The sequence below is a fragment of the Pontibacter aquaedesilientis genome (assembly GCF_014773225.1).
In the GTDB taxonomy this organism is placed as follows: Bacteria; Bacteroidota; Bacteroidia; order Cytophagales; family Hymenobacteraceae; genus Pontibacter; species Pontibacter aquaedesilientis.
Genome location: NZ_JACXAJ010000010.1, coordinates 97,830 through 122,709 on the forward strand (window position 1 = coordinate 97,830; position 24,880 = coordinate 122,709).

The window sequence follows — 24,880 nt, forward strand, 5'->3', positions numbered from 1 at the left end:
TGGCTTCTAAAGTCAGCCTGTTTTATTTTGTCTGAACCTAAGCGTATAAATGCGTAAATTTGCCTTATGAATTACCTATCTGCAGAAAATATATCCAAAAGCTTCGGCGAGCGCTGGCTTTTCAAAAACCTGAACTTTGGTATTAGCCAGGGGCAGCGTGTGGCACTAGTGGGCGTGAACGGCTCCGGCAAAACCACCCTGCTCAATGTGCTGGCTGGCAAATTGCCACCCGACGAAGGCAGTGTGAGCGTGCGCAAAGAAGTTTCCATCGGCTTCCTGGGACAAAACCCGGAGTTTGATGAAGAGCTTACCGTGCAGCAGACCATTTTTTCGGGTCAGGGCGAGGTGCTCGACACGATCCGGGAATACGAAGTGGCCATTTCGCACCCGGAGACCAGCGCCGAGAAAATGCAGCATCTCATGGAGCGTATGGATGAATTGCAGGCCTGGGATTTTGAGATCAAAGTAAAGCAGATTCTCTCCAAGCTGGGTATTCACAACCTAGAGCAGCAGATCAAACACCTCTCGGGCGGACAGCGCAAGCGTGTGGCCATGGCCCGTGTACTCATCGAGGAGCCCACTATGCTCATTCTGGATGAGCCCACCAACCACCTGGACCTTGACACAATTGAGTGGCTCGAAGGCCTGCTCTCTACTCAGAACACCACTATCCTGATGGTGACCCACGACCGTTATTTCCTGGACAAAGTAGCCACCGAAATAGCCGAGCTCGACAACGGCGAACTCTATACCTACAAAGGCAATTACAGTTACTTTGTAGAGAAAAAAGCTTCGCGTGAGGAAATGGCAGCCGCTGAAACCGAGAAGGCCCGTAACCTCATGCGCAAAGAACTCGACTGGATCCGACGCCAGCCAAAAGCCCGTGGCACCAAAGCCAAGTATCGGGTAGATGCCTTTGAGGAACTGAAGGAGAAAGCCGCCAAGAAAACAGCTGCGCCACAGCTGGAGCTATCCGTCAAAACCACACGTCAGGGGGGCAAAATCATCGAGGTGGACCATATCTCCAAGTCCTTCGGCAACAAGAAAATAGTAGATGATTTCTCCTATGTCTTCAAAAAGAAAGACCGCATAGGTATAGTCGGCCCGAATGGGGCCGGAAAATCCACTTTCCTGAACATGCTTACCGGCAAACTGCAGCCTGACAGCGGCACGATAGATGCCGGCCAGACCACCGTGTTTGGTTACTATACCCAGGATGAGCTCACCTTCAAAGATGACCAGCGGGTAATCGACATAGTGAAGGAGATTGCCGAAGTGGTGGAGATGGCCAATGGCGAGGTGATCACGGCCAGCCAGTTTCTGCAGCACTTCCAGTTCGCGCCGGCACAGCAGTATACCTTTGTGAGTAAGCTGAGCGGTGGCGAGAAGCGTCGTCTGCAACTACTGCGTGTACTGATCAAGAACCCTAACTTCCTGATACTGGACGAACCCACGAACGACCTCGATATCATCACGCTCAACATACTCGAGGACTTCCTGCTCAACTTCGGCGGCTGCATGCTCATGGTGTCGCACGACCGTTACTTTATGGACCGGCTGGTAGACCACCTGTTTGTGTTTGAGGGCGAAGGCAAGATCCGAAACTTCCCGGGCAACTACACCGATTACCGCGAGTGGCTGAAGGCAGAGGAAAAAACCGAACAGGAGACAAAGCAAGCCGCCCCTGTTATGGAGAAGAAGCAAGAGAAACCTGTTAGCAAGCGCAAGCCCTCTTACCAGGAAAAAAAAGAGTTTGAGGAACTGGAGCAGCAAATGGCGCAGCTCGAGACCCGAAAAATCAACCTCATCGAAACCATGAACGCCGGCACCACCTCTGATCACGAGCAGCTGACAGCCTGGGCCACCGAATTGAAACAGATAAATGAGCAGCTGGAAGAGAAGGAAATGCGCTGGCTGGAACTGTCAGAGATCATGTAGGCTATACCTGCTGTAACATATAATCGAGGCAAAAAGCAGCTCAGCTGTTTCTTGCCTCGATTTTTTTATTGCAGTCCTTTCACGGACACATAGCTTTTTTGGTTCCTCTCCCCGACCTTCACAATCTTACTCTCAAATTTCTTGGGGTTGTTGATAGTCTTGTAAAAGCTGTCCAGGTATTTGAGCGAGCGTTTCAAGTCGGACCTGCTCATGGGTTCGCACTGCCGGTAAACGGCATAGATTGGCGTGCGGTACGAGTTAAATGTATTGACCATCTCACGATGTATATTCTCGGGGAAGGCATAAGCCCGGTATAGCCGCTGCTTGACCGAACTTATACCTAGTTCGGGCGGTGGGCTTGCATAGGGCGCCGCTACCATGCCACAATAATCGAAGTCGAAGGGCACAGGTATAGGCGGCGCAAGTGGGTCTGTGTAGATAAGGTCGATGTTATGGCGGAAAGGCACTGACCAGTCTGTGTTTCCGATCATGTACTGGAACAGAGCCAGCCTGGCCATGGCCTTCTGGTCCGCCCGATCCATCCTGACAAAGACCTTCTTTGAAAGCAGCTTTGCCTTGTTACGGGAGGCCATATCTTTGTCGTCTTCGATCATAAAAGCATACCGTTGCTCCGTTTTCCGCTCACCCGCTGCGTCTACATACTCCACCTGGCAAAGGCGCACCCGGTAACTTTGGTCTGTGAGCACATTATAAGCTTTATACACCAGATATTCCCGCAACACATAATCCTCGCCTATGCAGTGCGTGACAAGCTTTATTTTATTCGAACCCGCGAAGATAGTCCCCTCCGGCATGGCTTTCCGGATGAAGTTGAGCATAAGCGGCGGAAAACGGCAAACACTTGGATCACGGCGGCGATTGCCCCGCACCATTACTTTAAGGGGCAGCGTGAAGGTTTCGCCAGCAGATCCGGTATAGGACAATGTCCCTTGGTGGTACCCCCGTTCGTCACCGCGATCTTTGAGCAGCTCCTGGTAATCCACTACCAGTCTGAATTGCAGAACGGTTTCGTCCGTAAACAGCGGATTTTCCTTACTAGTTGTGTTCTCAACCAGAGCTGCCTGTTCGCCATCACTTGCCGTAAGCGCCAGCGTTTGTCCCGAAGCCTGTTGCCATAGCAGCATAAAGTACACCAGCGGGTATGCAAAGCGGCAAGCCAGGCAACGCACTATCTCTGGTGTAATAACTGAAAGCATCCTTTTATTCTTTATTTGTATAAGTCTTCTTGGCATTTACCATCAAAACCTCATACTTGAGGTATAAGCAGGCATATAAATGCGAGATAAAGCTTATTCGTTTTACCTTTTTGCCTGAACCAAATGCTAATACGACCGATAGGTATAGGCTCTGTTAAAATCAATTACCGGCGGCCCTTTCCGGAAAACAGCTCTTCGATAACCCGCGCCTTTAGCACAGTGGTGTCCATTTTTATTTCCAGCCGGATGGAGTCTTTTCTGGCTGCCATCAGCGTAGTGTCCATAGCCAGTTCCACTACCGTGGTGTCCACGCGGGGAACCACCACCACCGAGTCCATTGTGAAATTGAGCAGGCGGGCCACTGTGGGAGCAATGTCGATGAGGGTATATCGGGTTTCTATTTCTCCGCGCCTGAAATCGGGGCCTAGTGCCAGCAGATAACTCTGTTGGCAGCCAGCGCAGTTATCGCCGTGCTCCATCCAGCCACCGTCTATCCCGTCCAGGTGACGGCCATGGTCTGTGGTGATGAGCAGTGTCGTGTTGCCTTTAAAAGGCGCTTGCTCATTCAGAAAATCCCAAAGCTCCTTCACATACCTGTCATTTCGCATAATACCCCGCAGGTAATATTCCTCGTTGCCGGCATGCGCATAGCCATCAGGCTCCATAAAGTTGATGAGCATCAGGTTAGGCTTGTGTGTGGCCAGCACCCGTTTTGCTTCTACCAGGGTAAGCGAATCCTGGCGGTAGCCGGTGCCGGGACCGTTCACGCCCGCATTCACCGACGGATTAAAGGTGCCCTTCCAGTCCGGGCGTTTGGTATCAGCCAGTATGTGTAGCTTGTCTTTGCTCGAAACGATCCAGGCGGAGGTTGCCGGTTTGCCTGTCTGCTTCAGATAATATTGAAAAATGGAGGGGTTAGCCGGAAGTTCATCGCCGTAATTGTCGATTGGCTGGTTTACCCCTGTCAGAATAGCGGCATGGCCGGAGTTGGTATAGGTATAGGCGTCATTATAGAACTTTGGCAGAAAACTTCCCTCCTTTCTTAACTCGCCCGACATATTGGGAATCAGCCCAGGAGTTGCGCCCCAGGTTTCGGACCAGCGTGTCCCGTCGATCACGACAATCACGACATACTCCGTGCGCATGCCTTTTTCTTTGGTATTCATGGAAGCACAAGACAATAGCAAAGCAATCGAAGTCAGGACCAATGCAGAGAACAAGCCCCTACCGAACGTATAGCTTTTGTTTGTTCTGCGATCCTTCCAAAAAGGCTTCATGGTCTTAAGTCGTTGAATTATAAAAGATTCCCTTCATTAATGTATACGAAACCAATATAAGTTATGGCGTAAAGGCCTTTACTTCGCGTGATCGTGCAAAACTTTGTCTATTATTTTGCGTTTGTCCCGAAATATCACGTCTTTGCGTACATCATAAACCAAATGCATAAACAAGCAGCCATAGCGACCCTCGTTTTACCAATGCCTCTCGGCATGGAGCTGCTGCATGCTGTTTCCGCTGATTCCTATCGTGCGTCCTATTATTGCTACGGTTATTATTACCGCGGCTTTACGGCGCTCTCTCAGGCAATCAGGCGACTTTACAAGAAGTAAAAACCAGGGACAAACCAAAAAGGAACCCTGACTGATATAACTGAAGCAGAGCGAAAGCTCTGCTTTTTTCATTTTATACCTAACTCAAACAACAAATTTTATAAAACTCAACCATGAACCTGACACAGAACTACAGCAGCTATACTCCAGAGAACCACCAGGTATGGGCCATCCTCTACGATCGGCAAATACATAACCTTCCGGGTAAGGCCGTACCCGAATTTTTGGAAGGGCTTGAGAAAGTAGGATTCAGCCGGGACCGTATACCTGACTTTGCTGAGGTAAACAGCAAACTGAAGCCCCTCACAGGGTTTGAGGTTGTGGCTGCGCCAGGTATAGTAGACGACGCCTTGTTCTTCCAGCTCATCGCCAACAAGCAGTTTCCGGCCACGGTGTGGGTGCGCACCATGCAGCAGCTCGACTACCTCGAAGAACCCGACATGTTCCATGACGTGTTCGGCCACGTGCCGCTCCTCACCATACCTGTGTACTGCGATTTCCTGGCTAAACTGTCCGAAATGGCGCTAGGTCACCTCGACCGCCCAGACATTATCGATCGGCTGACACGCATCTACTGGTACACCATCGAGTTTGGCTTGTTCCGCCAACCAGGTCAGCAAGCCCAGATCTATGGGGCAGGCATCCTTTCCTCGGTAGGAGAAAGCAACCTGTCTGTATCGGAAGAAAGCGTGAAGTTTGATTTTGATGTGCAGCACATCCTGGATACAGGCTATATCAAAGAAACCTTCCAGAGTCAGTATTTCTGCATCAGCAGTTTTGAGCAGCTACGGGATAGCCTGCCAGTAATCGAGAAGGCTTTGGATGAGTTGAGAAAGAAGGAATTTGCACCTCTGAACTAGTTCCTGAAACAATATTGGCCCACTCCTGCAAACTCCTGCGAGTAAGGCGGGGTGGGCCAATAATTAATCTATAAAAATAAAAGGGAGATCAATGCGTCAGTTCGTGGTTGATCATGAAACCCAGCTTGCGTGGCTTCGACAGCTGTGAATTTTCGAGCTTTTGCTTGTAGGTGATGCGCTCAATGTCAGACACATCCTGGCCCATAAGGTCGTTGTTCACGGCGGCGATCATGGCACTTTCCACAATGAGCCGCAAGGTCGCATCCGTAATCACATTTCGGGCGATCTGGTCGTAAGGCAGGTCAAGCTGCTTGACACCCTCGATACAGAAATGATTTTCAATGTTGATGAGCATGCGGCCCACCAAATAGCCCGGGTCATCCAGACGGTTGTACTTGATGGTGTCGGCCATAAAGTTATAGGCCATGATGTGGCCAAAAAACCTGCGCCTGAAATCCTCATCAATATAATCCGTGCGCATGATCTCATAGTCGTCCGGAAAAGTGACAATGTTGGAGTGCATCACAAACACCAGCAAATCACCTGAAAACTTAATCTGAAACTCCAGGTCGCTGATGGCGCGGTACTCAATCACCACATCGGCGTTGTGCTTGGTAATGCGGTCTGTCAGCTCGGCTACGATCTCCTGCGAGATTTCCTTCATCCGATTAAAAGTATCCAGGGTATTGCGGTAGATGGCTTGCTTGGTAGTGGACTTCTGCTGCAGGCCGGTTATTATATCGTCGAGTCTATCTTTCATATTGATAAGGGTATTCCTTTTTAAAAAATGGCTGTATTTTGTACTGTTTTGCAATACAAATAGTTATTGCAGGTATAGCATTCGGGCAATTCTGAAGCCGCCTGACCGACTACTATACCTGGCGTTGCAGCTCGGTGAGTTCTTCCGGACTGAGGCCAGCCAATTCCTGCAACACTTGCCAGGTATGCTGGCCATAAGCAGGGGGCGGTGTCAGGGCCGCTATACCTGCGGCGGACTCTTTGAACGCAACCTGCCGCAGGCCGGCTGAGCCCGCACTTCCATGCAGGCACATCTGTCGTGCCAGGGGCTGCTCGAATACTTCTGCTATGCTATTCACCGCCCCAGCGGGTACATGCCGTGTATGCAATGCCTCCAGCAAGCTACTCCGCTCCTGCTGCCCGATCAGCTCTTTCAGTTTCGCGTTGATGATTGCCCGATGATGCACTCTCGCCTCATTCGTTGCAAAATCCGGGTTCACGGCTAAATCAGGGGCTCCCAGCACGGCACAAAGTCTACTAAACTGCCGATCATCGCCTATGGCCAGCACAAGTGGCAAACCCTCCTTGCTCATGAACACACTGCCGTAAGGGACTATATTGGGATGTCCCGACCCCATCCGTTGCGGATTGTACCCTGCCACCAGGTAATTGGTCGCCTGGTTGGCGAGTGCCGAAACGGCCGCTTCCAACAGCGAAACCGTTACATACTGCCCTCTTCCGGTGCGTTCCCGTTGCCAGAGGGCAACCAGTATACCTTCTTTGAGCTGATGTGCCGCCAGGATGTCCATGAGGGCCACGGGCATTTTGGTCGGTTGCCCATCCGGGTCGCCGTTCATATACATAAAGCCGCTTTCGGCCTGCACAACCGCATCATACCCTGCCCGCTTGTCGTCCGCACCATAGCCGGTAATGTGTCCATAAATCAGCCTGGGGTTTAGTTGGCGCAAAGTATGGTAATCTACCTGGAGCTTTTCGGCGTCGCCGGGTTTGTAACTGGCAATCACCACATCGGCGCTTGCTGCCAACCGGTGCACCACTTCCAGGGCCGTCGGTTGCGTTATGTCCAGCCCCAGGGACAGCTTTCCCCAATTGGCTGCAGAGAAGTAAGCAGAGCTATCCGTATCGATGCGCTCTGAGGCCAGTTTCCAGGTACGGGTTACGTCGCCCTTGGTGACTGCATTCTCCAGTTTCACGACCGTGGCCCCCAGTTCTGCAAAAAACTGCCCAACGCTGGGCCCGGCCAAAACACTGGCCAGTTCCAGCACCAGCATACCTTGACACACGGGTTCTTCTGCTTTGTTCATAGCGCTGCTCCGTTTAAGTAGAGTAAATTCTAAAAAGCCTGGTAGCTCATTTTAGCAAAGCTATCAAAAAGCCACAAAAAAAGGCAGTTCTCCGGATAAGGAGAACTGCCTATATAATTTTGAAATCTAAAATCGAGTAGAGATGCCGCTATATCAGCATGAAGATCGCGTTGATGATGTTAACGCCAAGAAGCAGATAGAAATTTGGTGAGTCTTGTATAGCTTTTTTCATTTTAATTTAAATAAATCTTTTTTTATCGTTTTTTAGATGATGGTTTAAATCACTTTGACTTTGTTTACGCCGTCTTTTTTTTAATGTTTCAGCGTTTATATAAAAAAATCTATGTAAATAAAATCTAATATTGTTTAAGTTATATATAGTACTAACGAAAACCTTTATTCCGGGTGATATTTCAAACTTACATGCTATATAGAGATATTCTAATACTTTGAACATTTCAAATAGTCATTCAACTTTATAAGAGATTACTACAATTATCTCCCTTAAGCCGATGCAATATTAATATAATTTTCAATATAAATAACATCAACTTTTAAATTTTTCTTAAATAAGGTATAAAAATCGTATCTTTACCACAATAAATGCGGATTAGAGGCCGCCAGGCCATAAAAATAATTTTAAGGAGATAACTTTGGATTTTCGTTCATTCAACTTACACGACGATGTAATCACCGGAATCGAGTCAATGGGGTACAATACCCCAACGCCGGTGCAGCAGCAAGCCATACCACTGATACTGGAGCGCAAAGACATAATAGCGTGCGCCCAAACCGGAACAGGCAAGACCGCAGCGTATTTGTTGCCGCTCATTGACCGCATTTCACATGCTAACTTTGGCTTCACCAGCACACTCATCTTGGTGCCTACCCGTGAACTGGCCAAGCAGATTGACGAGCAGGTAGAAGGACTGGGTTATTTTGCACCTGTCAGCTCCATTGCCATCTATGGCGGAAGCAAGGGCGATGAGTGGGAGCAGCAAAAACGCGCCCTCACCAGCGGGGCCGACATTATTATTGCGACACCAGGCCGCCTGATGTCGCATATGGCACTGGGCTATGTGAAACTAGACCAACTGCAGTACCTGGTGCTGGACGAGGCCGACAAAATGCTAGACATGGGCTTTATGGATGATATCCTGAAGATCGTGCGTTCCCTCCCTGCCAAACGCCAGACGCTGCTTTTCTCGGCCACTATGCCAAAGAAGATTCGTGAACTCGCCCAGCAGATATTGCAGGAGCCGTCAGAAATCAACCTGGCCATTTCAAAACCAGCTGAAGGAATTGACCAGCGCCTCTACCTGACCTACGACAACCAGAAGCTGCCGTTACTGGAGCATTTGATCCGTGAACTGGAGGTGTCTAACATGATCATCTTTACCTCTCGCAAATCCAACGTGAATCAGATTGTGCGCTCTCTGCAAAAGATGGGTTTTGGGGCCGAAGGCATTATGTCGGACCTGACGCAGGAGGAACGCGAGAAGGCTTTGCAGGGCTTTAAAAACAAGAAGTACCAGATACTTGTCGCAACCGACATCCTATCCAGAGGTATAGACATCGACAGTCTGAGCCACGTGGTAAATTTTGACATGCCACAGGATGCAGAGGATTATGTGCACCGTGTAGGCCGTACAGCCCGTGCCGCATCCACAGGTATGGCCATCACGTTTGTGAACGAGAACGACATGTACCGTGTACGCAAGGTAGAGCAACTCATAGAGCGTGACTTGCCAAAACTGGCGCTTCCGGAGGGCTTCGGTCCGGCTCCAGTATTTGACCCGACCCGTCGCGATTTCGGAAGAGGCGGAAAAGGCGGTGGCAGACAAGGAGGAGGCAGATCAGGCGGCGGACGTGCCAGCGAAGGTGGCAGCAAAGACCGTAACCGCCGCAGAGGCCCCAAACCGGAGGGCACATCAGCTCCTCGCAGAGAGGGGGGCGACCGACCTGTGAAGTTAGCCAACCCACGCCCCGAGGGAGAAAGAGCCCCAAGGGCCGAAGGGCAGGAAGGTGAGCACAAACCGAACCGCAACAAAAGCCGAAACCGGAATAAAAACCGCAACCGGAACAAGCCTGGCAATTCCAATGCACAAGGCAGCAGCCAGCCGGTACCGCAGGATAACAGCTAAGATAAAGTGTAAGAGCCGCCCCCATTGGAGCGGCTCTTTTTTATTACACTGTGTCAACTTCACATACTCCAATGCAGCTAGTTGGGCAATCCCATCACCACTCCTATGTATGCCTTACTTAGCACCGATTCCAGTGAAGTGAGTCTCCCTCCTATCAGTCTAAAACCTTCTTATTTAAAATCGCACTGAAACTCAGTATATTAAAAATAATACTGAGTTAAAATCAATTTAATATTTTCTATATAATCTTTTCTGTCATATATTGGCACAAATTCTTATACACTTACCTGTAAAGATTTTCATCCCAGGAAAAAGCCTGCTAATATAATACTTTTTAATTCACATAGGTTAAGCCTGGCCTTGACCCATCAGGATTACCCAGTATTCCATACACAGTGCTAGATTCAGTGCCTTGTTCAGGCGATGGCAAAACGCAAAGCAGCATGTTGTGCAGCTGTGTGGGCCATGTAGGATGCCGCAACCAGTAACCACTACTACATGAAACAAACTCTATTGCTGGCACTGCTGTGTTGCCTGGCATTTACGGCACCCTTTGCGCAGACTTCGGGTCCTGCCCATACCTTGTCACGCACCATAAAAGGCACGGTGGCAGACTCAGCCAGCCAGGCCACGCTTGGTTACGTAACCGTTGTCGTGCAGGAAGCCGGGAAAAATCAGGCCATCAAAAGCACCTTCACAAAAGAGAACGGCTCCTTTGAACTAACAGGGCTTCCCGAAAAACAGTACCAGTTAGTGCTCTCCTATGTGGGCTATAAAACAAAGGTACTGCCACTACCCTCCATTACCTCCTCTACTCTTGACTTGGGCAAGCTACTGCTTGTCTCGTCGGCAAACCAGCTGAAGGAAGTGCAGGTCGTAACCGAAAAGCTGTTAGTAGAGCAGGACATCGACAAGATTACCTATCACGTTGACGCCGACCCGGAGAGCCAGACCATGACTGCGCTGGATATGCTGCGCAAAGTGCCGCTGCTGATGGTGGACGCAGAAGACAACATCACGCTGAATGGCAATAGTAATTACCGGGTGCTCATCAATGGCAAAACCTCATCGTTGTTTTTGCGCAGCCCGAAAGACGTGTTCCGCAGCATGCCGGCCGGCACGATCAAGAACATCGAGGTAATCACCAACCCGCCTTCCAAGTATGAGGCCGAGGGCGTGGGCGGCATCATCAATATCATAACTCATAAAAAGAACATAGGCGGCTACAACGGCTCCGTCAACCTGCAGGCCAGCACCCCCAAAGGCTCAAACATAGGTGGCTACTTAACGGTAAAGGCTGGCAAAGCCGGCTTCTCAGGCTATTTCGGCAGGGGCAGCTACTTCAGTCCGGCCAACAGCAGCAACCTGTTCAGGGAAGACAGAATTTTCCAGACTACGCTGGAGCAGACCGGAGAGAGCACTAGCAGAAACACCTTTCAATACGCCAGCGGGGAGTTCAGCTACGAGCTGGACACGCTCAACCTGTTTACAGCCAATTTCAGCATGAACCTGAACACAGGCTCCAACAGCCTGAGGCAGCAGGTGGATTTATACCACGCCTCCGGTAACCTGGCCCAGGCCTACCGACGTCTGAACCAAGGCACTTTCCGCTGGCAGGGCAGCGATTTTGGCGCAGACTACCAGCGCACTTTCAAAAGAAACAAAGACCAGTTGTTCACGCTTTCCTACAAACTAAGCAGCAACGGAAACGGGAACGGTACTGATTTCACCATACAGCCGCTGCTCAACTACGATGGGCAGGTAAGCCAAACCGACAACGAGGGCCACTCTATAGAGCATACCGTGCAGGCGGACTATGTGCAGCCCATCCACAAGCAAACGCTGGAGCTAGGCGTCAAGACGATCATGCGCCTCAACAGCAGCGACTATTTCTACAAGACCCAACACACGGAGACCGGCGAATTTGTGTTGGACCCTAGCCTGAGCAACAATTTTGACTACCGGCAGGATATCTATGCGGCCTATACCTCTCTCAGCCTCAAAAAGGGGGATTGGGGACTGAAGACCGGCCTACGTTTGGAAGAGACCAAAATCGACGCCAACTTCAGGTCCGCCACGCCCATAGCCATTCCGGATTACTTGAACCTGATCCCGAACGTCACGCTGTCGCGCAAGCTTAAAGGCACCAGCACCATGCGCCTGTCCTATACCCAACGAATCGAGCGCCCGAGCCTTTATTTCCTGAACCCTTACGTGAACCAGACTGACCCGCGCAATATCAGCTACGGCAACCCGAAACTGACCCCGGCAACCAACAATGTGTTCAATCTGGCTTACAGCACATTTATGAAAGGCACTTCCGTCAACGCCAGTATCTTCCACAATTACACGAACAACTCCATTCAGGGCTATACCACCCTGGGGGCTGACACTGTGGCACGCACGACCTATGGCAACATTGGCCGCAACCAGACCTACGGCTTCTCATTGAGCGGAAACACGACCCTGTTTAAGAAGTTGAGCATTAACCTAAGCAGCAGCACCAATTATGTGAAGCTTACCAGCATGATCAACGGGCTGCCTCAGAACAACGAGGGCTTTACCTACAGTATTTATGGTTACTCCAGCTACCGCTTCGAGAAAGGTTGGCGTGCAAGCGGAAACCTGGGCTACTACTCTTCGCGCATATTGCTGCAGGGCCGTTCTGCAGGCTATGTCTGGAACAGTATTTCCATTAACAAGCAGTTCCTCAAAGACAACAAAGCCAGCATCAGTTTCTCGGTGAACAGTCCGTTCCAAAAAAACCGTCGCGTCCTCAACGAGATCAATGACCCGCGCTTCACCCAGAATCAGGAGTCCATTTATTTGATGCGCCGCTACAGCCTGGGCTTCAACTACCGTTTTGGCCAATTGAAGGGTGACATTGCCCGCAAAAAGCGCGGCATCAAGAATGATGACATGAAAGCCGGCGAACAGCAAGGCGGAAATGGTGGAGGAAATTAAATAAAGAATTTGTTAGGTTTAGCTACCGGGAGCCGCCTTAAAGGTGGCTTTTGGTCTTTTTAGGGGTTTCGCCATGGTGCCGCTTGCTGGAACCGGCCAAACCGTAGTAGCGCAATCCTGCGTTTAAGTACCTGAACTTAACCAGACCTCTATCATGCGCATTCTCTACATCTTCCCCCACCCCGACGACGAATCCTTTGGGCCAGTCCCGGTTATGTGGCAACAACTCGAACAAGGCCACCAGGTATACCTGCTCACGCTTACCAGAGGCGGCGCTACGAAGGTTCGCCACGAGATGGGGCTGAGCGTGGAAGAAATGGGCGAAATCAGGTATAAGGAAATGCTGGCGGTGGAACGCACATTGGGTCTTTCTGGCATGACCGTACTCGACCTGCCCGACAATGGGCTGGCCGAAATGGACCCGCGTGAGATTGAGAAGGTGGTCAGGGCACACATCCGGCAGATCGAGCCGCAGCTAATCGTGTCGTACCCGGTGCATGGCGTAAGCGGCTTTCACGACCACCTGGTAATGCACGCGGTGATTAAGCGGCTATACCTGGAAATGCGCGATGGCGGTGCGGACTACCTGAAGCGACTTGCCTTCCTCACCTTGCCGAACAAAACCGAGCAGCCTTTGCAGCATGGCACCTTCATAATGAAACACAGCGCCCCCAGCCTCATCGATTGCGAAGTCCAATTGCGCGGGGAAGACATTGAGATGATGAAAAAAGCACTCAGCTGCTATAAAACGTACCAGGATGTGATTAAGCAGGCGGGCGTGGTGGAGTCCATTGGCGACAAGGTCTATTTTGAGATTTACGGCGAGGACCATAAACCACCTTTGGCCAACCTGACAGACGAATTGTGAGCCCAAACAGGTATAAGCCTCTGAGCAGGCATAGAGAGCATGGCTTTGCATAAGTCACCCTATACCTATACCTTGCCGTACCTGAACATGATTATATGAAAGCACTCCTCCTGATCGACATCCAGAACGACTTTCTTCCCGGAGGTTCACTTGCCGTACCTGAGGGAGATCAGATTATACCTGTCGTGAACCAGTTGCAACAGCGCTTTGACCTGGTGGTGGCCACCCAGGACTGGCACCCCGCCAACCACAAAAGCTTCGCTTCTAACCACCAGGGTAAAAAGCCCTTTGAGATGACCGAACTGCTTGGCTTGCCGCAAGTGCTTTGGCCGAACCACTGTTTGCAAGGCACACCGGGAGCCGCACTCGCCCCGGCACTGGCCACGAATAAAATGGAGGCTATATTCAGAAAAGGTACCAACCCCGAGATAGACAGCTACAGCGGTTTCTATGATAACGGACGGCTGAAGTCCACTGGCTTGGCAGACTACCTGCGGGGTAAAGGCGTGACACAGCTATACCTGGTAGGGCTTGCAGCCGACTACTGTGTGTACTACTCTGCGAAAGATGCACTGTCAGAGGGTTTTGAGACGTACCTGATAGAAGACGCCACCCGCCCCATCAGTCCGGAAGGGTATGACGCGGCCCGTGCCGATCTGCTGGCCAGAGGCGCAAAAATCATCCGGAGCAGCGAACTGTTATGAGTGCTCAGCCTGCCACCTGGCCTATGCCGAAGAGCAGCACAAAAAGCATGGTCGTGATGGCCATTTGTTTCAGGTAGGGATCGAGTTCGGCGGGTGTTTGCTTCTGCCATACCTTAACGCCGTTGACTATAACCAGCGGCACTGCCAGCACAAACAGAAATTGCCAAGGGCTGTAAAAGTTAAACAGCACATAAGCCACTGCACTCAGCACCCCTCCTGCCAATAAGGAAGTATGGTAGATACGTGCCCGCACTGGCCCGAGCCGTACAGGTATAGAGCGCTTGCCTGCCAGCACATCCGACTTCATGTCACGGATGTTGTTCACGTTGAGCACCGCCGTCGAGAAGAAGCCGCAAACCAGAGCAGGCAGAATCACCAGCGCCGGCAGCGACTGCGCCTGCAGAAAGTAAGTACCCAGCACACCGACCAGCCCAAAAAACACAAACACGAAGATATCTCCTAAACCAGCGTAGCCATAGGGTTTAGAGCCTGCCGTATAATTGATGGCCGCCCAGATCGACGCCAGCCCAAGCCCCAAGAAGATCAGGAACAGGTATAGCCCCTCCGTGCCGAAAGCCACCCACAGCAGCAGTAAACCCGACACCAGCGACAGCAAACTGAACACAGCCATCCCTTTTTTCATGTGCGCAGCCTTGATGTGACCCGCCTGCACGGCACGCTTCGGTCCTTCCCGGTGCTCACTGTCTGCACCATGCAGGGAGTCGCCGTAGTCGTTGGCCAGGTTAGAAAGTATCTGCAGAAAGAGCGTAGTCAGCACGCAAAGGCCTACAACGGTTGCATTGAAGCTGCCGTGTGCAGCGGCCATAAAACCGCCCATGCCGATACAGGAAAAAGCCAAGGGCAGCGTGCGTGGCCTAAAAGCGGAAATCCAGGCCTTTACCAGACCTGGATTCTGCGGGATGTGTTGCGTTTTGTTCAATGTATGGTTGATATTTAAAGGTATAGCGACCGAGGCTATACCTTAGCACATTACTTCTGAATCGCCGTCAGGATCTCCTCTCCCATCGGCTTCACTTTGGACGGATAGAAAGCGACTACTTTGCCGTTCTCGTCGATCAGGTACTTGCTGAAGTTCCAGGCCGGCTCTTCGTTGTTTGGGCTATTCTTAGCAAGCCACTGGTACAGCGGATGCTGGTCCTCGCCTTTCACCGATACCTTTTCCATCATCTGGAAGGTCACGCCATAGTTCTTTTGGCAGAAGGCCGCGATCTCCTCTTCTGAACCCGGCTCTTGGCCGCCAAAGTTGTTTGCCGGAAAGCCCAATACAACCACTTTGTCGCCATGCGTTTCGTGCAGTTTCTGCAGGTCGGCGTATTGCGGGGTGTAGCCGCATTCCGAAGCAGTATTCACCACCAGCACTTTCTTACCCTTGTACTTCGACAAATCAACTTCCTGCCCGTCCAGGCTGCTTACCTTAAACGCGTGAAAGCTGTTTGCCTGTGCAGGCTGGATTGCCTCCGTTGCCATCTTGTCAGTTTTATCAGTTGTTGAATTAGCAGTGTTAGCTCCGCCGGAGCAGGCTGCTGTCAGGCCTGTTATCAGTCCCAGGGTCAAAAGTTGTGCGATGCGCTTCATGTTTAGTTTTGTTAAGGTATAAGTATTTGCGGCTTAACCGCTGGTACTGGCATTTGTTTGTACTTGCTATCAATCGTTCACCGCAAAGTCCCCCTTTGAAGGGGGCCGGGGGATGACCTACTTCTGCAGGCCATATTAATCCCAACGCTCTACATCCGCTCCGGCACTTCTATACCTAGCAGGCTCATGCTCTCGCGCACGAAGCGGGCTACCATGGCAGACAGGGCAATGCGGAAGCGACGGGCCTGCTCATCGGTTTCATTGAAGATCGAGATCTCCTGGTAGAAACGGTTGTAGGCTTTGGCCAGTTCGTAGGCGTAATTGGCAATCACAGATGGGGCATATAATTTACCAGCTTCCTGTACTACCTCCGGGTAACTCACCAATAAAGCTATTACTTCCTGCTCGGATTCATGCAAGTTGTTCAAATCACCGAACGAAGCGGCGTCCACGGCTATACCCAGTTCGCTGGCCTTGCGCAGGATAGCGGAGATACGGGCATGGGTATATTGCACAAATGGACCCGTGTTGCCACGGAAGTCTATTGACTCCTGCGGATTGAAGAGCATGCGCTTCTTCGGGTCCACTTTCAACAGGAAGTACTTCAGGGCGCCCATCGCCAGGGTATGGTACAGCTTCTGCGCCTCTTCCGGGGTAAAGCCTTCGATCTTGCCCAATTCTTCGGTTTGCTGACGGGCCGTGTCAACCATCTCCTGCACCAGTTCGTCGGCATCCACCACGGTGCCTTCTCTTGATTTCATTTTGCCCGACGGCAGGTCTACCATGCCGTAAGACAGGTGATAGATGCCTTCGGCGTATGGCTTGCCCAGTTTTTTGAGCACCGCCTTGAGCACCTGGAAATGGTAATTCTGCTCGTCAGCCACCACATAGATGGACTGATCGTAAGGGAAGTCGTTGTACTTCAACTCTGCCGTACCCATGTCTTGGGTGATGTATACCGAGGTTCCGTCCGAACGCAGCAACAGTTTCTCATCCAGGCCTTCCTCGGTCAGGTCAACCCATACGGAGCCGTCCGGTTTCTTGAAGAACACGCCTTTTTGCAGGCCTTCTTCCACACGCTCCTTGCCTAAGGTATAGGTCTCAGATTCGTAATAGAACTTGTCGAAGTCCACACCAATATTGCGGTAAGTGGCATCGAAGCCTTCGTATACCCAGCCGTTCATGGTTTTCCAAAGCGACACTACTTCTTCGTCGCCCTGCTCCCATTTTTGCAGCATGGTTTGGGCTTCCAATATCAGCGGAGCCTTCTTCTTGGCTTCCTCTTTGTCCATCCCTTGCGCTACCAGCTCGTCGATCTGCTCTTTGTAAGCCTTGTCGAAGAGCACATAGTACTTGCCCGCCAGGTGGTCTCCTTTGATGCCGCTGCTCTCAGGTGTCTCGCCGTTGCCCATCTTCTGGTAAGCCAGCATGGACTTGCAGATATGGATGCCGCGGTCGTTCACCAGATTCGCCTTCATCACGTCATGCCCGTTGGCTTTCATGATCTCCGACACAGAATAACCCAGGAAGTTATTGCGCAGGTGGCCCAGGTGCAGCGGTTTGTTCGTGTTTGGCGATGAGTATTCTACCATCACTTTCTTACCCGAATCGCTTGCCTGGCCATGGCTTGGGTTGGTCATCAGCTCGCGGAACAGGCGCATCCATACCTCTTCCTCAATCTCGAGGTTCAGAAAGCCTTTTACCACGTTGTAGTTCTTCACTTCGGCGGCGTTCTCTTTCAAGTAGGCACCCAGCGCCTCGCCGATCTGCTCGGGGCCTTTGCCGGCCTGCTTGGTATAGGGAAACGTAACAAACGTGAAGCTGCCGGCAAACTCCTTGCGGGTTGGCTGCAGGCTGATGGCAGAAGCGTCAACGGTAAGGCCGAACAAAGCCTCCAAAGCTTGGCTGATGCGCTGGCTGATGGCGTTTTGAAGTTGCATTAAGTAGATTAATGTATAGCTGTTTTATTAAATTCCCGGTGTAAAATGGCGTCGGTGGCGGTCTCCAGTATGTCGAAGGCGTTTTCGGCCATGGTATTTTCAGTGTCGAGCGTCGGGTTGATCTCGGTCATTTCGTAGCACACAATGCGCGGGTCCTGTAGCAGGTGGTAGTTCAGTACTTTGGCTTCCTCCACGGTCAGGCCAATTGCAACCGGTGTGCCCGTCCCTTTCGAGAACTTTGAGTCGAGGCTGTCTACATCAAATGAAACATAGATGATATCGCAGTCTTTTAAACGGTCCAGTGCTTCGGCTGCTATCTGTTCTGGTCCTTTCTGGGTTAGTTCGGCGTAGGTAAAGTTCTTGATGCCGTGCTTGGCCATCAGGTAGTCTTCCGGCTCCTCGGTGTCGCGCACCACAATGTAAACCAGGTGCTCCGGCTTTAGCTTCGGGCCGTCATAGCCCAGTTTTTTGAGCGAGTTCCAGAAGAAAACGGTTTCGGGAGCCGGGTCGTTTATTTGGCGGTCCAGGTTATCGATGTTAAGCGCCATGGCCAGCGGCATGCCGTGCACGTTGCCCGAAGGCGAGGTATACGGCGAGTGGATGTCGGCGTGTGCGTCTACCCAGATCACACCCAGTGTCTTGTCCGGGTAAGCGGCTTTTATACCTGCTATGGTGCCGTGGGCATTGGAGTGGTCACCCGAAAGCACCAACGGGAACATATCGAGGCCAAGAGTCTGCTCCACAGCGTTGGCAATGTTTTTCTGCACGGTCAGGATGCTGTCGATACGATGGGCGTTCGGGAACAGGTCCTTGTCGAACAGGGTATAGTTGAGGTCGGGTACGCTGACAGAGTTGAAACGCTTGAAATAATCACACCCCTTGTCCCAACAGGCCACCCGCAGCGCATCGACCCCCATACTCGCACCGCGAGTACCTGCGCCTAGCTCTGAGCGTACTTCTATCAGTTTAATCTTTTTCATAGGTATTGGTAAGTTCCTGAAACGTTCAGGTAGTGATTTTCTTTCCTAGCTTTTCATCCCCCTGCCCCCTTCAAAGGGGGACTTTCCTCAATAATACAAGATATTTAAAATGTATGCATATTGAGTGTTCCCCTTTGAAGGGGCATGGGGATGATACTCGTGCTCAAGCGCACATCCCTCCAAATTATTTTCCCGCTCCAAAGAGCGTGATAGGAATAATTTACTGAACGTTTCCTATAATTTAAACAAAGTTTTTGCAAAGATGGTAAATAACGAACAATATTGCATGTTTTCTTAAGCCCACAAGCACCAGAATGGATAAATACACCGACCTGATTCACCAAACCTTTGACTTTCCGACAGATGAATTTACCGTGGAGAACAACGAGTTGTACTTCAACGGCATTCCGCTGATGGACCTGATCAAACAGTACGGCACTCCTTTAAAATTAACATACCTGCCCAAGATTAGTTCGCAGATTCAAAAGGCGAAACGTTTGTTCAACGACGCCATCCAGAAGCTCGACTACCAGGGCACTTATACCTATTGCTACTGCACCAAAGCCTCGCATTTCTCTTTTGTGATGGAAGAGGCGCTCAAAAACGACATTCACATCGAAACCTCTTCTGGTTACGATATGCAGATCGTGCGATCGCTCTACAAAAAGGGCAAGATCAACAAAAACACCTACATCGTTTGCAACGGTTTTAAGCGCGAGCGTTACCGCCAGTGGATCACGGAGCTGATCAACGACGGTTTTGTGAACTGCATGCCGATACTTGACCACCTGGGCGAGATTGAATACTACAAAGAGCACGTCAAGGAGAAGACCAAGGTAGGTATGCGCCTGGCCTCGGACGAAGAGCCAAAGTTTGAGTTCTATACCTCCCGCCTGGGTGTGCGCTACAGCGACGTGATAGACCTGTATGAGCAGCAGATAAAGCCGGACGACCGTTTCGAGCTGAAAATGCTGCACTACTTCATCAACACAGGTATAAAAGACACCTCCTACTATTGGTCGGAGCTAAGCCGCTTTGTGCACAAATACTGCGAACTCAAAAAAGTATGCCCGGAGCTAGACACGATCGACATCGGCGGTGGCTTCCCGATCAAGACCTCTATTCAGGCGGACTACAATTACCAGTACATGACCGAAGAGATCCTGCGCACGATCAAGCGAATCTGCAAAGAGGAAGGCGTGCCGGAGCCGAATATTTTCACGGAGTTCGGTATTTTCACGGTAGGAGAAAGCGCGGCCAACATTTACTCTATATTGGATGAGAAACTCCAGAACGATAAGGAACTGTGGTACATGATCGATGGTTCGTTTATCACCAACCTGCCGGATGCCTGGGCTTTGAACCAGCGCTGGCCGCTGTTGGCCGTCAACCATTGGGACAAGGAGTACCGTAAGATACAGCTAGGGGGTATGACCTGCGACAGCCAGGATTACTACAACTCGGAGATGCACTCCTTCCAGGTATTCCTGCCGAAAGCCCCGAAACAGGAGCCGCTTTACATCGGTTTCTTCCATACGGGAGCTTACCAGGAGCAGTTGAGCGGGTACGGCGGCATCAAGCATTGCCTGATTCCTTCGCCGCAGCACATTCTAGTGGATCGTGATGAGGACGGCAAGTTAAAAAGCTGGCAGTTTGCACCGGAGCAGACCTATGAGTCGATGCTGAACATACTGGGATACGAAATTTAAGGCTGCGGTCGTTAAATTTGCGTATACTGTTTTGCATTTATAGTAAAAAATGTATTTTTGGATTACCATCGTTTATAATAAATACTTTATCATGAAGAAATTAGCAGCATTCGGCGCATTTATCCTGGTCCTGGGCATGACTTCCTGCAAGACCTACTGCCCTGCCTACAACTACGCCAGCGTAGAGGTGTCGGAGCAGAACGCCCCAGCCACTGCCAAAGCAGAGACAACTGAAGCTATCAAGGGTTAAGCCTCGCGATCACCCGTTGACATAAAAAAACCGGCCCTGGAGCCGGTTTTTTTGTTTTTGCGTCTTTTCTGACAGCCCTTGTGGTCTGCATACCTGAGAGGTTGCCACAATAAAATCAATTTTTGAATCGCTGAGGTCAGTAAAAGGTAGTTTGTTTTCCTGTATTAACTGTGTGAGGGGAACGAGGTTCTTTTCTTTAAAATCTGTGTATTTTATTTGGTTGTATGGGGGCTTCCTGCTGTGCATTTGAAGAAAAGTAGAATGCAGGTGGGTTGGTTTGATTTATAAGTTTCAACGAACAGTCTTTTATAACCGCAGCTTTTGCGGTGGTGTTTTGAAGCTTGGAAGATAATCTATTTTGAGAAGGTGAACTAGAGCAAGCTGGAATTGCGGTTATGATTTGTTGAGTACAGTTCTTATTATTAAAATATAGATAACTCAGATTTGGTTGTAAATTCTTCTAAAAATCTCATGCCCTTATATGAGTTTCCCTTTTTATTTAATTTAGGACTCCAGACGGCAATCGTATATTGATTAGGGTGAATTGCAATTATTCCTCCTCCAACGCCACTCTTACCGGGTAGCCCGACTTTAAATGCGAAGTCCCCAGATTCGTCATAGAACCCACAAGTTAGCATAATTGCATTAATCCTTTTCGTCTGGCTTCTGCTTAGTATCGAAGTGTTATCTAATATATTATGACCATTATTTGCGAAAAATAAGAATGTCTCCGAAAGTTCTTTGCAATTCATTTCAATTGAGCAAAGATCAAAATAGAAATCAAGTACTTCTGAAGGGTCATTTTTAATATTCCCGAAGGATTTAATAAAATTACATAAAGCCACGTTCCTAAAACCTATTTCCTTTTCTGATGCAGCGATCCTCGGAGAATAATTTAAGTCGGAATTGTTAGAAATACTCCTAACAAATGTCAGAAAATCTTCTTTTGGGTTTTTTAGATTGCTGACAAGAATATCCGAAATCACAATGGCACCAGCGTTTATAAAAGGATTTCTAGGTATGCCGTTATCAGTTTCAAGTTGCACCAAAGAATTAAACGGCGTTCCGGAAGGTTCTACACCAACTCTTTCCCAAACCTTCTCCCCAAGAATTTGATAAGCCAAGGTTAACGATAATACTTTCGCTATGCTTTGAATAGAGAATTTATCATAACAATTTCCGATCCCGAAATTAACCTGGTCGATTGTTGATATATATACTCCAAAGCTTTGCGGATCTACATTAGCTAATTGAGGAATGTAAGTTGGTAATTTCCCAATATCATCCGTACCCTTAACTCTGTAGTATACTTGTTCAATTATTTCCTTGAAATTCATTCTATTCTTTTAGATATGTACACAACGGTTGGTATAAACAACGTGCAAGGCCATCGGCCGCAGCATGATGTGTATGCAGTGTTGTGTGGTGCCTTCTTATTTACGCCAATACCTTTTTTCTACCGTTCTTATATTTTCAATATCTTTCAGAGTGAGCAAGTAGTCGTGTAGGTATTTCAATTCATTATCATTCAAGTCGCCATTGAATTCTTTGATATGAACGGCATTACCATAATTTGCTCTTGATTTCTCTGGCGTGTCATCCACTATAATGATGTTTTCTAATCTAAATCCACGCTTTTTAAGTTTGTCTAACCTTTTCTCGTAGAAATACTCGTCAAAGTCAATGTCTCTTTTATAGGAGCACCGACTCCGTCCCCAAATGATTTCGAATTCTAATCCTTCTGGTATAATCTGCCTGACAATTTCATTAACGTATATGTCGTCTGCCGATGACCATATCCCTACTTTGAAGTGTTGTACAATCTCTCTTAAAAACCAATCAAGATGTGGTCGCTTGTACACGTAATACTTGTCAAACTTGAATTCTTCTTTAATCGGCAATTCTATTGAAGTCGCATGAATAAGCGTTTCATCCAAATCAAGAATCAAAAGTTTATTACTCACTTGCGTTTTTTATTATTTGAGGTTGCACACAACGTTAGTCCAGATGGTGTCTCGTTGGAGGCTCGCTGTGCTCGGCAAGGTTCCTCCAATGGCATCTGGACGGTGTTGGTCGAGGGTGTTTTCCCTTGTTCTGTCCGGGTTAATACGAACTTTCTCTTTATATTTTTTTAGGGAAAGCACCCTGCATGGTTGGGTTATTTTCTCCTTTTAAAAATCAACTTCTAAGTGGTGCTTTAGCCGGAGGAAATACTGTTGATGCTCCGTATCGGCAATGTTTCCGAAGGCGTCAGGCTCCGGGCTGGCCACAATCGGTAGAAAGACTAATCAATCATGGGCCACCCTGCCCACGCAACCGGCTGGCAAAGAGCCACCTGTGCCGAAGTTGAATGCTTGACTTTGTCATTCCCCAAGTATAACTTCGCCCCACCAAAGTCTTGCCTGGACGCCCCCGTCCGAAAGCCGAGGCTTTCTCCCGGCTTCGCCGAGGCAAGACTTCAGGCCAAAATTCCATTTATGCCTTTGCCTCTTTGCCAGCCGGTTACTGAGACTTTTGGCCTTTGATGCCGCCCAGCCCTTGGAAGCCTGAAAACCGCACCACTTTTAAATCTGAAAATAATCCCAATCACGGCCAACGTCTCGGGTATACCTTGTGCGAGGCAATCAGCCGAAGCATAGGGTATAAACCTTGTTGGCCAACGATTTTTTATATTTCTACTTCAACTTCTTTTACCCCGTCTTCTGGAGGCCCAAACCTTAACGTTGCTTTTGCACCTTTCATAAATTCAGTTTCAGCTAGAACTGGTTTTACAGTTTTGAAAAGAATTTCTGCGTTTGGACCATACATATAGAGAAATCCATCGCTGTAGTCCACTGCGATTTCATGACCGTCATATTCACCTACTCCCTTTTCTCCTATTACTTCTTCAAGCTTATCTTCTAAAGAGTGTAGTGGTTCAAGCCTTTCAATACCATAATCAAATCTGACAATGACAGCATGTTCAGGTTCATTATTTTTTGAGCTCTTTTCTTGTTGGGTTTGGGGTTTCCCAAACAGCTTGTCATAAAATCCCATTCTTTGTATGATTTAAATGATGGCTAACTATCTGCTAATAGGAGTTCCTACTCCTGCTATCTGCACTATGTATGGAGTTATACTGCTGCATTTTCAAGTATACTTTTTTTGCGGTCGGCTCACCACCATTCACTTTCATAGCGCTCTACTAATATAGCCCTATCCTTTAAATTATCAAGCGGACTCATGATTTTAGCCAGCGCGTAGCTTGTCACAAGGGTTTATGACTCCGTTGTCTTGATCGGCACTCTACATATCTCTACCTTTTCAAAAAAGGCAAAACTATTGCTTATGCTATGACTAGGGCTACTTACTGCTGGGGATGAGAAAGTACTTGTTGTGAACTGGCAGCCTCACATGGAGCCCAGAGCAGAAAACTATACTTATCCTATTTCCCGCAAAATAACCTGCGCCGCTTCCCACAAATCATTCACTTGCCAGGTATAGCTGCCCGGGATATACTTATCCCCTACTATAATTGATCTTACTCCTACTTTCTCGGCGGCTTCCAGATCGCGGTGCGAGTCGCCTACCATCCAGCTTTGAGCGGGGTCTATGTCATACCGGGCCATGGCTCGCTCCAGCATCAGGCTGTCGGGCTTGCGTGACAGGGACTCGGAATAATTGGGGTGAGAGGGTGCATAATAGATGGCGTCAATCAAATGCCCGCAGGCATCCTGCAGCTTTTGGTGGCAGGCCATTACATCGGCTTTGTTATACAGGCCTTTGGCTATACCTCCCTGATTTGTAACCACAACCAGCATGTAGCCGTTCTGCTTCAAAAGCGCCAGGGCTTCCGGCACGCCCGGCAATACTTCAAAATCTTCCAGGGTATAGGTATAGTCTCCTCGTTCGCGGTTGAGTACACCGTCGCGATCCAGGAAAACGCACTTCTGCTGCATAGTCGGTTGTTAGGTTCAGGCGCTAAATTTAGGATTATTACGTTTAGGATGCATGTTGCCCGTCACAAATGTGTGATTTGGCGCAGTAGATTACATTAC

At 49.4% G+C, this 24,880-nt stretch carries 21 protein-coding genes; 9 read left to right on the forward strand and 12 right to left on the reverse strand.

Features of this window, described 5'->3' with window-relative positions:
* The first annotated feature begins 66 nt into the window (after positions 1 to 66).
* Positions 67 to 1,938: an ABC-F family ATP-binding cassette domain-containing protein gene (locus H9Q13_RS16305; protein WP_191184871.1), complete on the forward strand. Its 1,872-nt coding sequence runs from the start codon at positions 67 to 69 to the stop codon at positions 1,936 to 1,938.
* A 65-nt stretch (positions 1,939 to 2,003) separates the two neighbouring features.
* Here the strand turns inward: H9Q13_RS16305 and H9Q13_RS16310 are convergent, their stop codons facing one another.
* Both H9Q13_RS16310 and H9Q13_RS16315 read right to left on the reverse strand, forming a co-directional pair.
* Entirely contained in the window at positions 2,004 to 3,155 is a 1,152-nt protein-coding gene (locus H9Q13_RS16310; RefSeq protein WP_224744342.1) for a hypothetical protein, read from the reverse strand.
* A gap of 164 nt (positions 3,156 to 3,319) precedes the next feature.
* A complete protein-coding gene (locus H9Q13_RS16315) occupies positions 3,320 to 4,321 on the reverse strand; it encodes an alkaline phosphatase family protein (protein ID WP_224744343.1) in 1,002 nt (333 codons plus the stop codon).
* A gap of 273 nt (positions 4,322 to 4,594) precedes the next feature.
* Between H9Q13_RS16315 and H9Q13_RS18075 the strand changes: the two genes are divergently transcribed.
* Positions 4,595 to 4,765 (forward strand): hypothetical protein, encoded by a 171-nt coding sequence (locus H9Q13_RS18075; protein WP_224744344.1) that lies wholly within the window; start codon positions 4,595 to 4,597, stop codon positions 4,763 to 4,765.
* Positions 4,766 to 4,878: 113 nt separating this feature from the next.
* Positions 4,879 to 5,625, forward strand: a complete 747-nt coding sequence (locus H9Q13_RS16320) for a phenylalanine 4-monooxygenase (RefSeq protein WP_191184873.1) — start codon at positions 4,879 to 4,881, stop codon at positions 5,623 to 5,625.
* Between the two features lie 88 nt (positions 5,626 to 5,713).
* Here the strand turns inward: H9Q13_RS16320 and H9Q13_RS16325 are convergent, their stop codons facing one another.
* Together H9Q13_RS16325 and H9Q13_RS16330 are read right to left on the reverse strand one after the other, a co-directional pair.
* Positions 5,714 to 6,385, reverse strand: coding sequence for a hypothetical protein (locus tag H9Q13_RS16325; RefSeq protein ID WP_191184874.1), 672 nt, complete (start codon positions 6,383 to 6,385; stop codon positions 5,714 to 5,716).
* A gap of 112 nt (positions 6,386 to 6,497) precedes the next feature.
* Entirely contained in the window at positions 6,498 to 7,688 is a 1,191-nt protein-coding gene (locus tag H9Q13_RS16330) for a CaiB/BaiF CoA transferase family protein (RefSeq protein ID WP_224744345.1), read from the reverse strand.
* A gap of 707 nt (positions 7,689 to 8,395) precedes the next feature.
* Between H9Q13_RS16330 and H9Q13_RS16335 the strand changes: the two genes are divergently transcribed.
* The 4 genes from H9Q13_RS16335 (at position 8,396) to pncA (ending at position 14,368) form a co-directional block, all read left to right on the forward strand.
* Positions 8,396 to 9,832, forward strand: coding sequence for a DEAD/DEAH box helicase (locus H9Q13_RS16335; protein ID WP_191184916.1), 1,437 nt, complete (start codon positions 8,396 to 8,398; stop codon positions 9,830 to 9,832).
* Positions 9,833 to 10,330: 498 nt separating this feature from the next.
* Entirely contained in the window at positions 10,331 to 12,796 is a 2,466-nt protein-coding gene (locus tag H9Q13_RS16340; RefSeq protein WP_191184875.1) for a TonB-dependent receptor domain-containing protein, read from the forward strand.
* A 154-nt stretch (positions 12,797 to 12,950) separates the two neighbouring features.
* A complete protein-coding gene (locus tag H9Q13_RS16345) occupies positions 12,951 to 13,664 on the forward strand; it encodes a PIG-L deacetylase family protein (protein ID WP_191184876.1) in 714 nt (237 codons plus the stop codon).
* A 95-nt stretch (positions 13,665 to 13,759) separates the two neighbouring features.
* Positions 13,760 to 14,368 (forward strand): bifunctional nicotinamidase/pyrazinamidase, encoded by a 609-nt coding sequence (gene pncA / locus H9Q13_RS16350; RefSeq protein WP_191184877.1) that lies wholly within the window; start codon positions 13,760 to 13,762, stop codon positions 14,366 to 14,368.
* Positions 14,369 to 14,372: 4 nt separating this feature from the next.
* Here pncA and H9Q13_RS16355 read toward each other — a convergent pair whose 3' ends face one another.
* From H9Q13_RS16355 to rocF, 4 genes are all read right to left on the reverse strand, one after another.
* A complete protein-coding gene (locus H9Q13_RS16355; protein ID WP_191184878.1) occupies positions 14,373 to 15,308 on the reverse strand; it encodes a 1,4-dihydroxy-2-naphthoate polyprenyltransferase in 936 nt (311 codons plus the stop codon).
* 50 nt (positions 15,309 to 15,358) lie between these two features.
* Positions 15,359 to 15,964 (reverse strand): glutathione peroxidase, encoded by a 606-nt coding sequence (locus H9Q13_RS16360; protein ID WP_191184879.1) that lies wholly within the window; start codon positions 15,962 to 15,964, stop codon positions 15,359 to 15,361.
* Between the two features lie 149 nt (positions 15,965 to 16,113).
* Positions 16,114 to 17,904 (reverse strand): arginine--tRNA ligase, encoded by a 1,791-nt coding sequence (gene argS / locus H9Q13_RS16365; RefSeq protein ID WP_191184880.1) that lies wholly within the window; start codon positions 17,902 to 17,904, stop codon positions 16,114 to 16,116.
* A gap of 8 nt (positions 17,905 to 17,912) precedes the next feature.
* Entirely contained in the window at positions 17,913 to 18,884 is a 972-nt protein-coding gene (rocF, locus tag H9Q13_RS16370) for an arginase (RefSeq protein WP_191184881.1), read from the reverse strand.
* 314 nt (positions 18,885 to 19,198) lie between these two features.
* Here rocF and H9Q13_RS16375 point away from each other — a divergent pair, with 314 nt between their 5' ends.
* Both H9Q13_RS16375 and H9Q13_RS16380 read left to right on the forward strand, forming a co-directional pair.
* Positions 19,199 to 20,593 carry a type III PLP-dependent enzyme domain-containing protein gene (locus H9Q13_RS16375; protein WP_191184882.1) on the forward strand — a complete coding sequence of 465 codons (1,395 nt, stop codon included), beginning with the start codon at positions 19,199 to 19,201 and terminating at the stop codon, positions 20,591 to 20,593.
* Between the two features lie 91 nt (positions 20,594 to 20,684).
* Positions 20,685 to 20,843, forward strand: a complete 159-nt coding sequence (locus H9Q13_RS16380; RefSeq protein WP_191184883.1) for a hypothetical protein — start codon at positions 20,685 to 20,687, stop codon at positions 20,841 to 20,843.
* 422 nt (positions 20,844 to 21,265) lie between these two features.
* Here H9Q13_RS16380 and H9Q13_RS16385 read toward each other — a convergent pair whose 3' ends face one another.
* The 4 genes from H9Q13_RS16385 to H9Q13_RS16400 all read right to left on the reverse strand — a co-directional run bounded on the left by H9Q13_RS16385 (position 21,266) and on the right by H9Q13_RS16400 (position 24,781).
* Positions 21,266 to 22,180 carry a glutaminase gene (locus H9Q13_RS16385; protein ID WP_191184884.1) on the reverse strand — a complete coding sequence of 305 codons (915 nt, stop codon included), beginning with the start codon at positions 22,178 to 22,180 and terminating at the stop codon, positions 21,266 to 21,268.
* 96 nt (positions 22,181 to 22,276) lie between these two features.
* Positions 22,277 to 22,807 carry an NIF family HAD-type phosphatase gene (locus H9Q13_RS16390; RefSeq protein WP_191184885.1) on the reverse strand — a complete coding sequence of 177 codons (531 nt, stop codon included), beginning with the start codon at positions 22,805 to 22,807 and terminating at the stop codon, positions 22,277 to 22,279.
* A 703-nt stretch (positions 22,808 to 23,510) separates the two neighbouring features.
* A complete protein-coding gene (locus tag H9Q13_RS16395) occupies positions 23,511 to 23,879 on the reverse strand; it encodes a hypothetical protein (protein ID WP_191184886.1) in 369 nt (122 codons plus the stop codon).
* Between the two features lie 383 nt (positions 23,880 to 24,262).
* On the reverse strand, positions 24,263 to 24,781 hold the full coding sequence (locus H9Q13_RS16400; protein WP_191184887.1) for a D-glycero-alpha-D-manno-heptose-1,7-bisphosphate 7-phosphatase: 519 nt from the start codon (positions 24,779 to 24,781) through the stop codon (positions 24,263 to 24,265).
* Between the last annotated feature and the right edge of the window lie 99 nt (positions 24,782 to 24,880).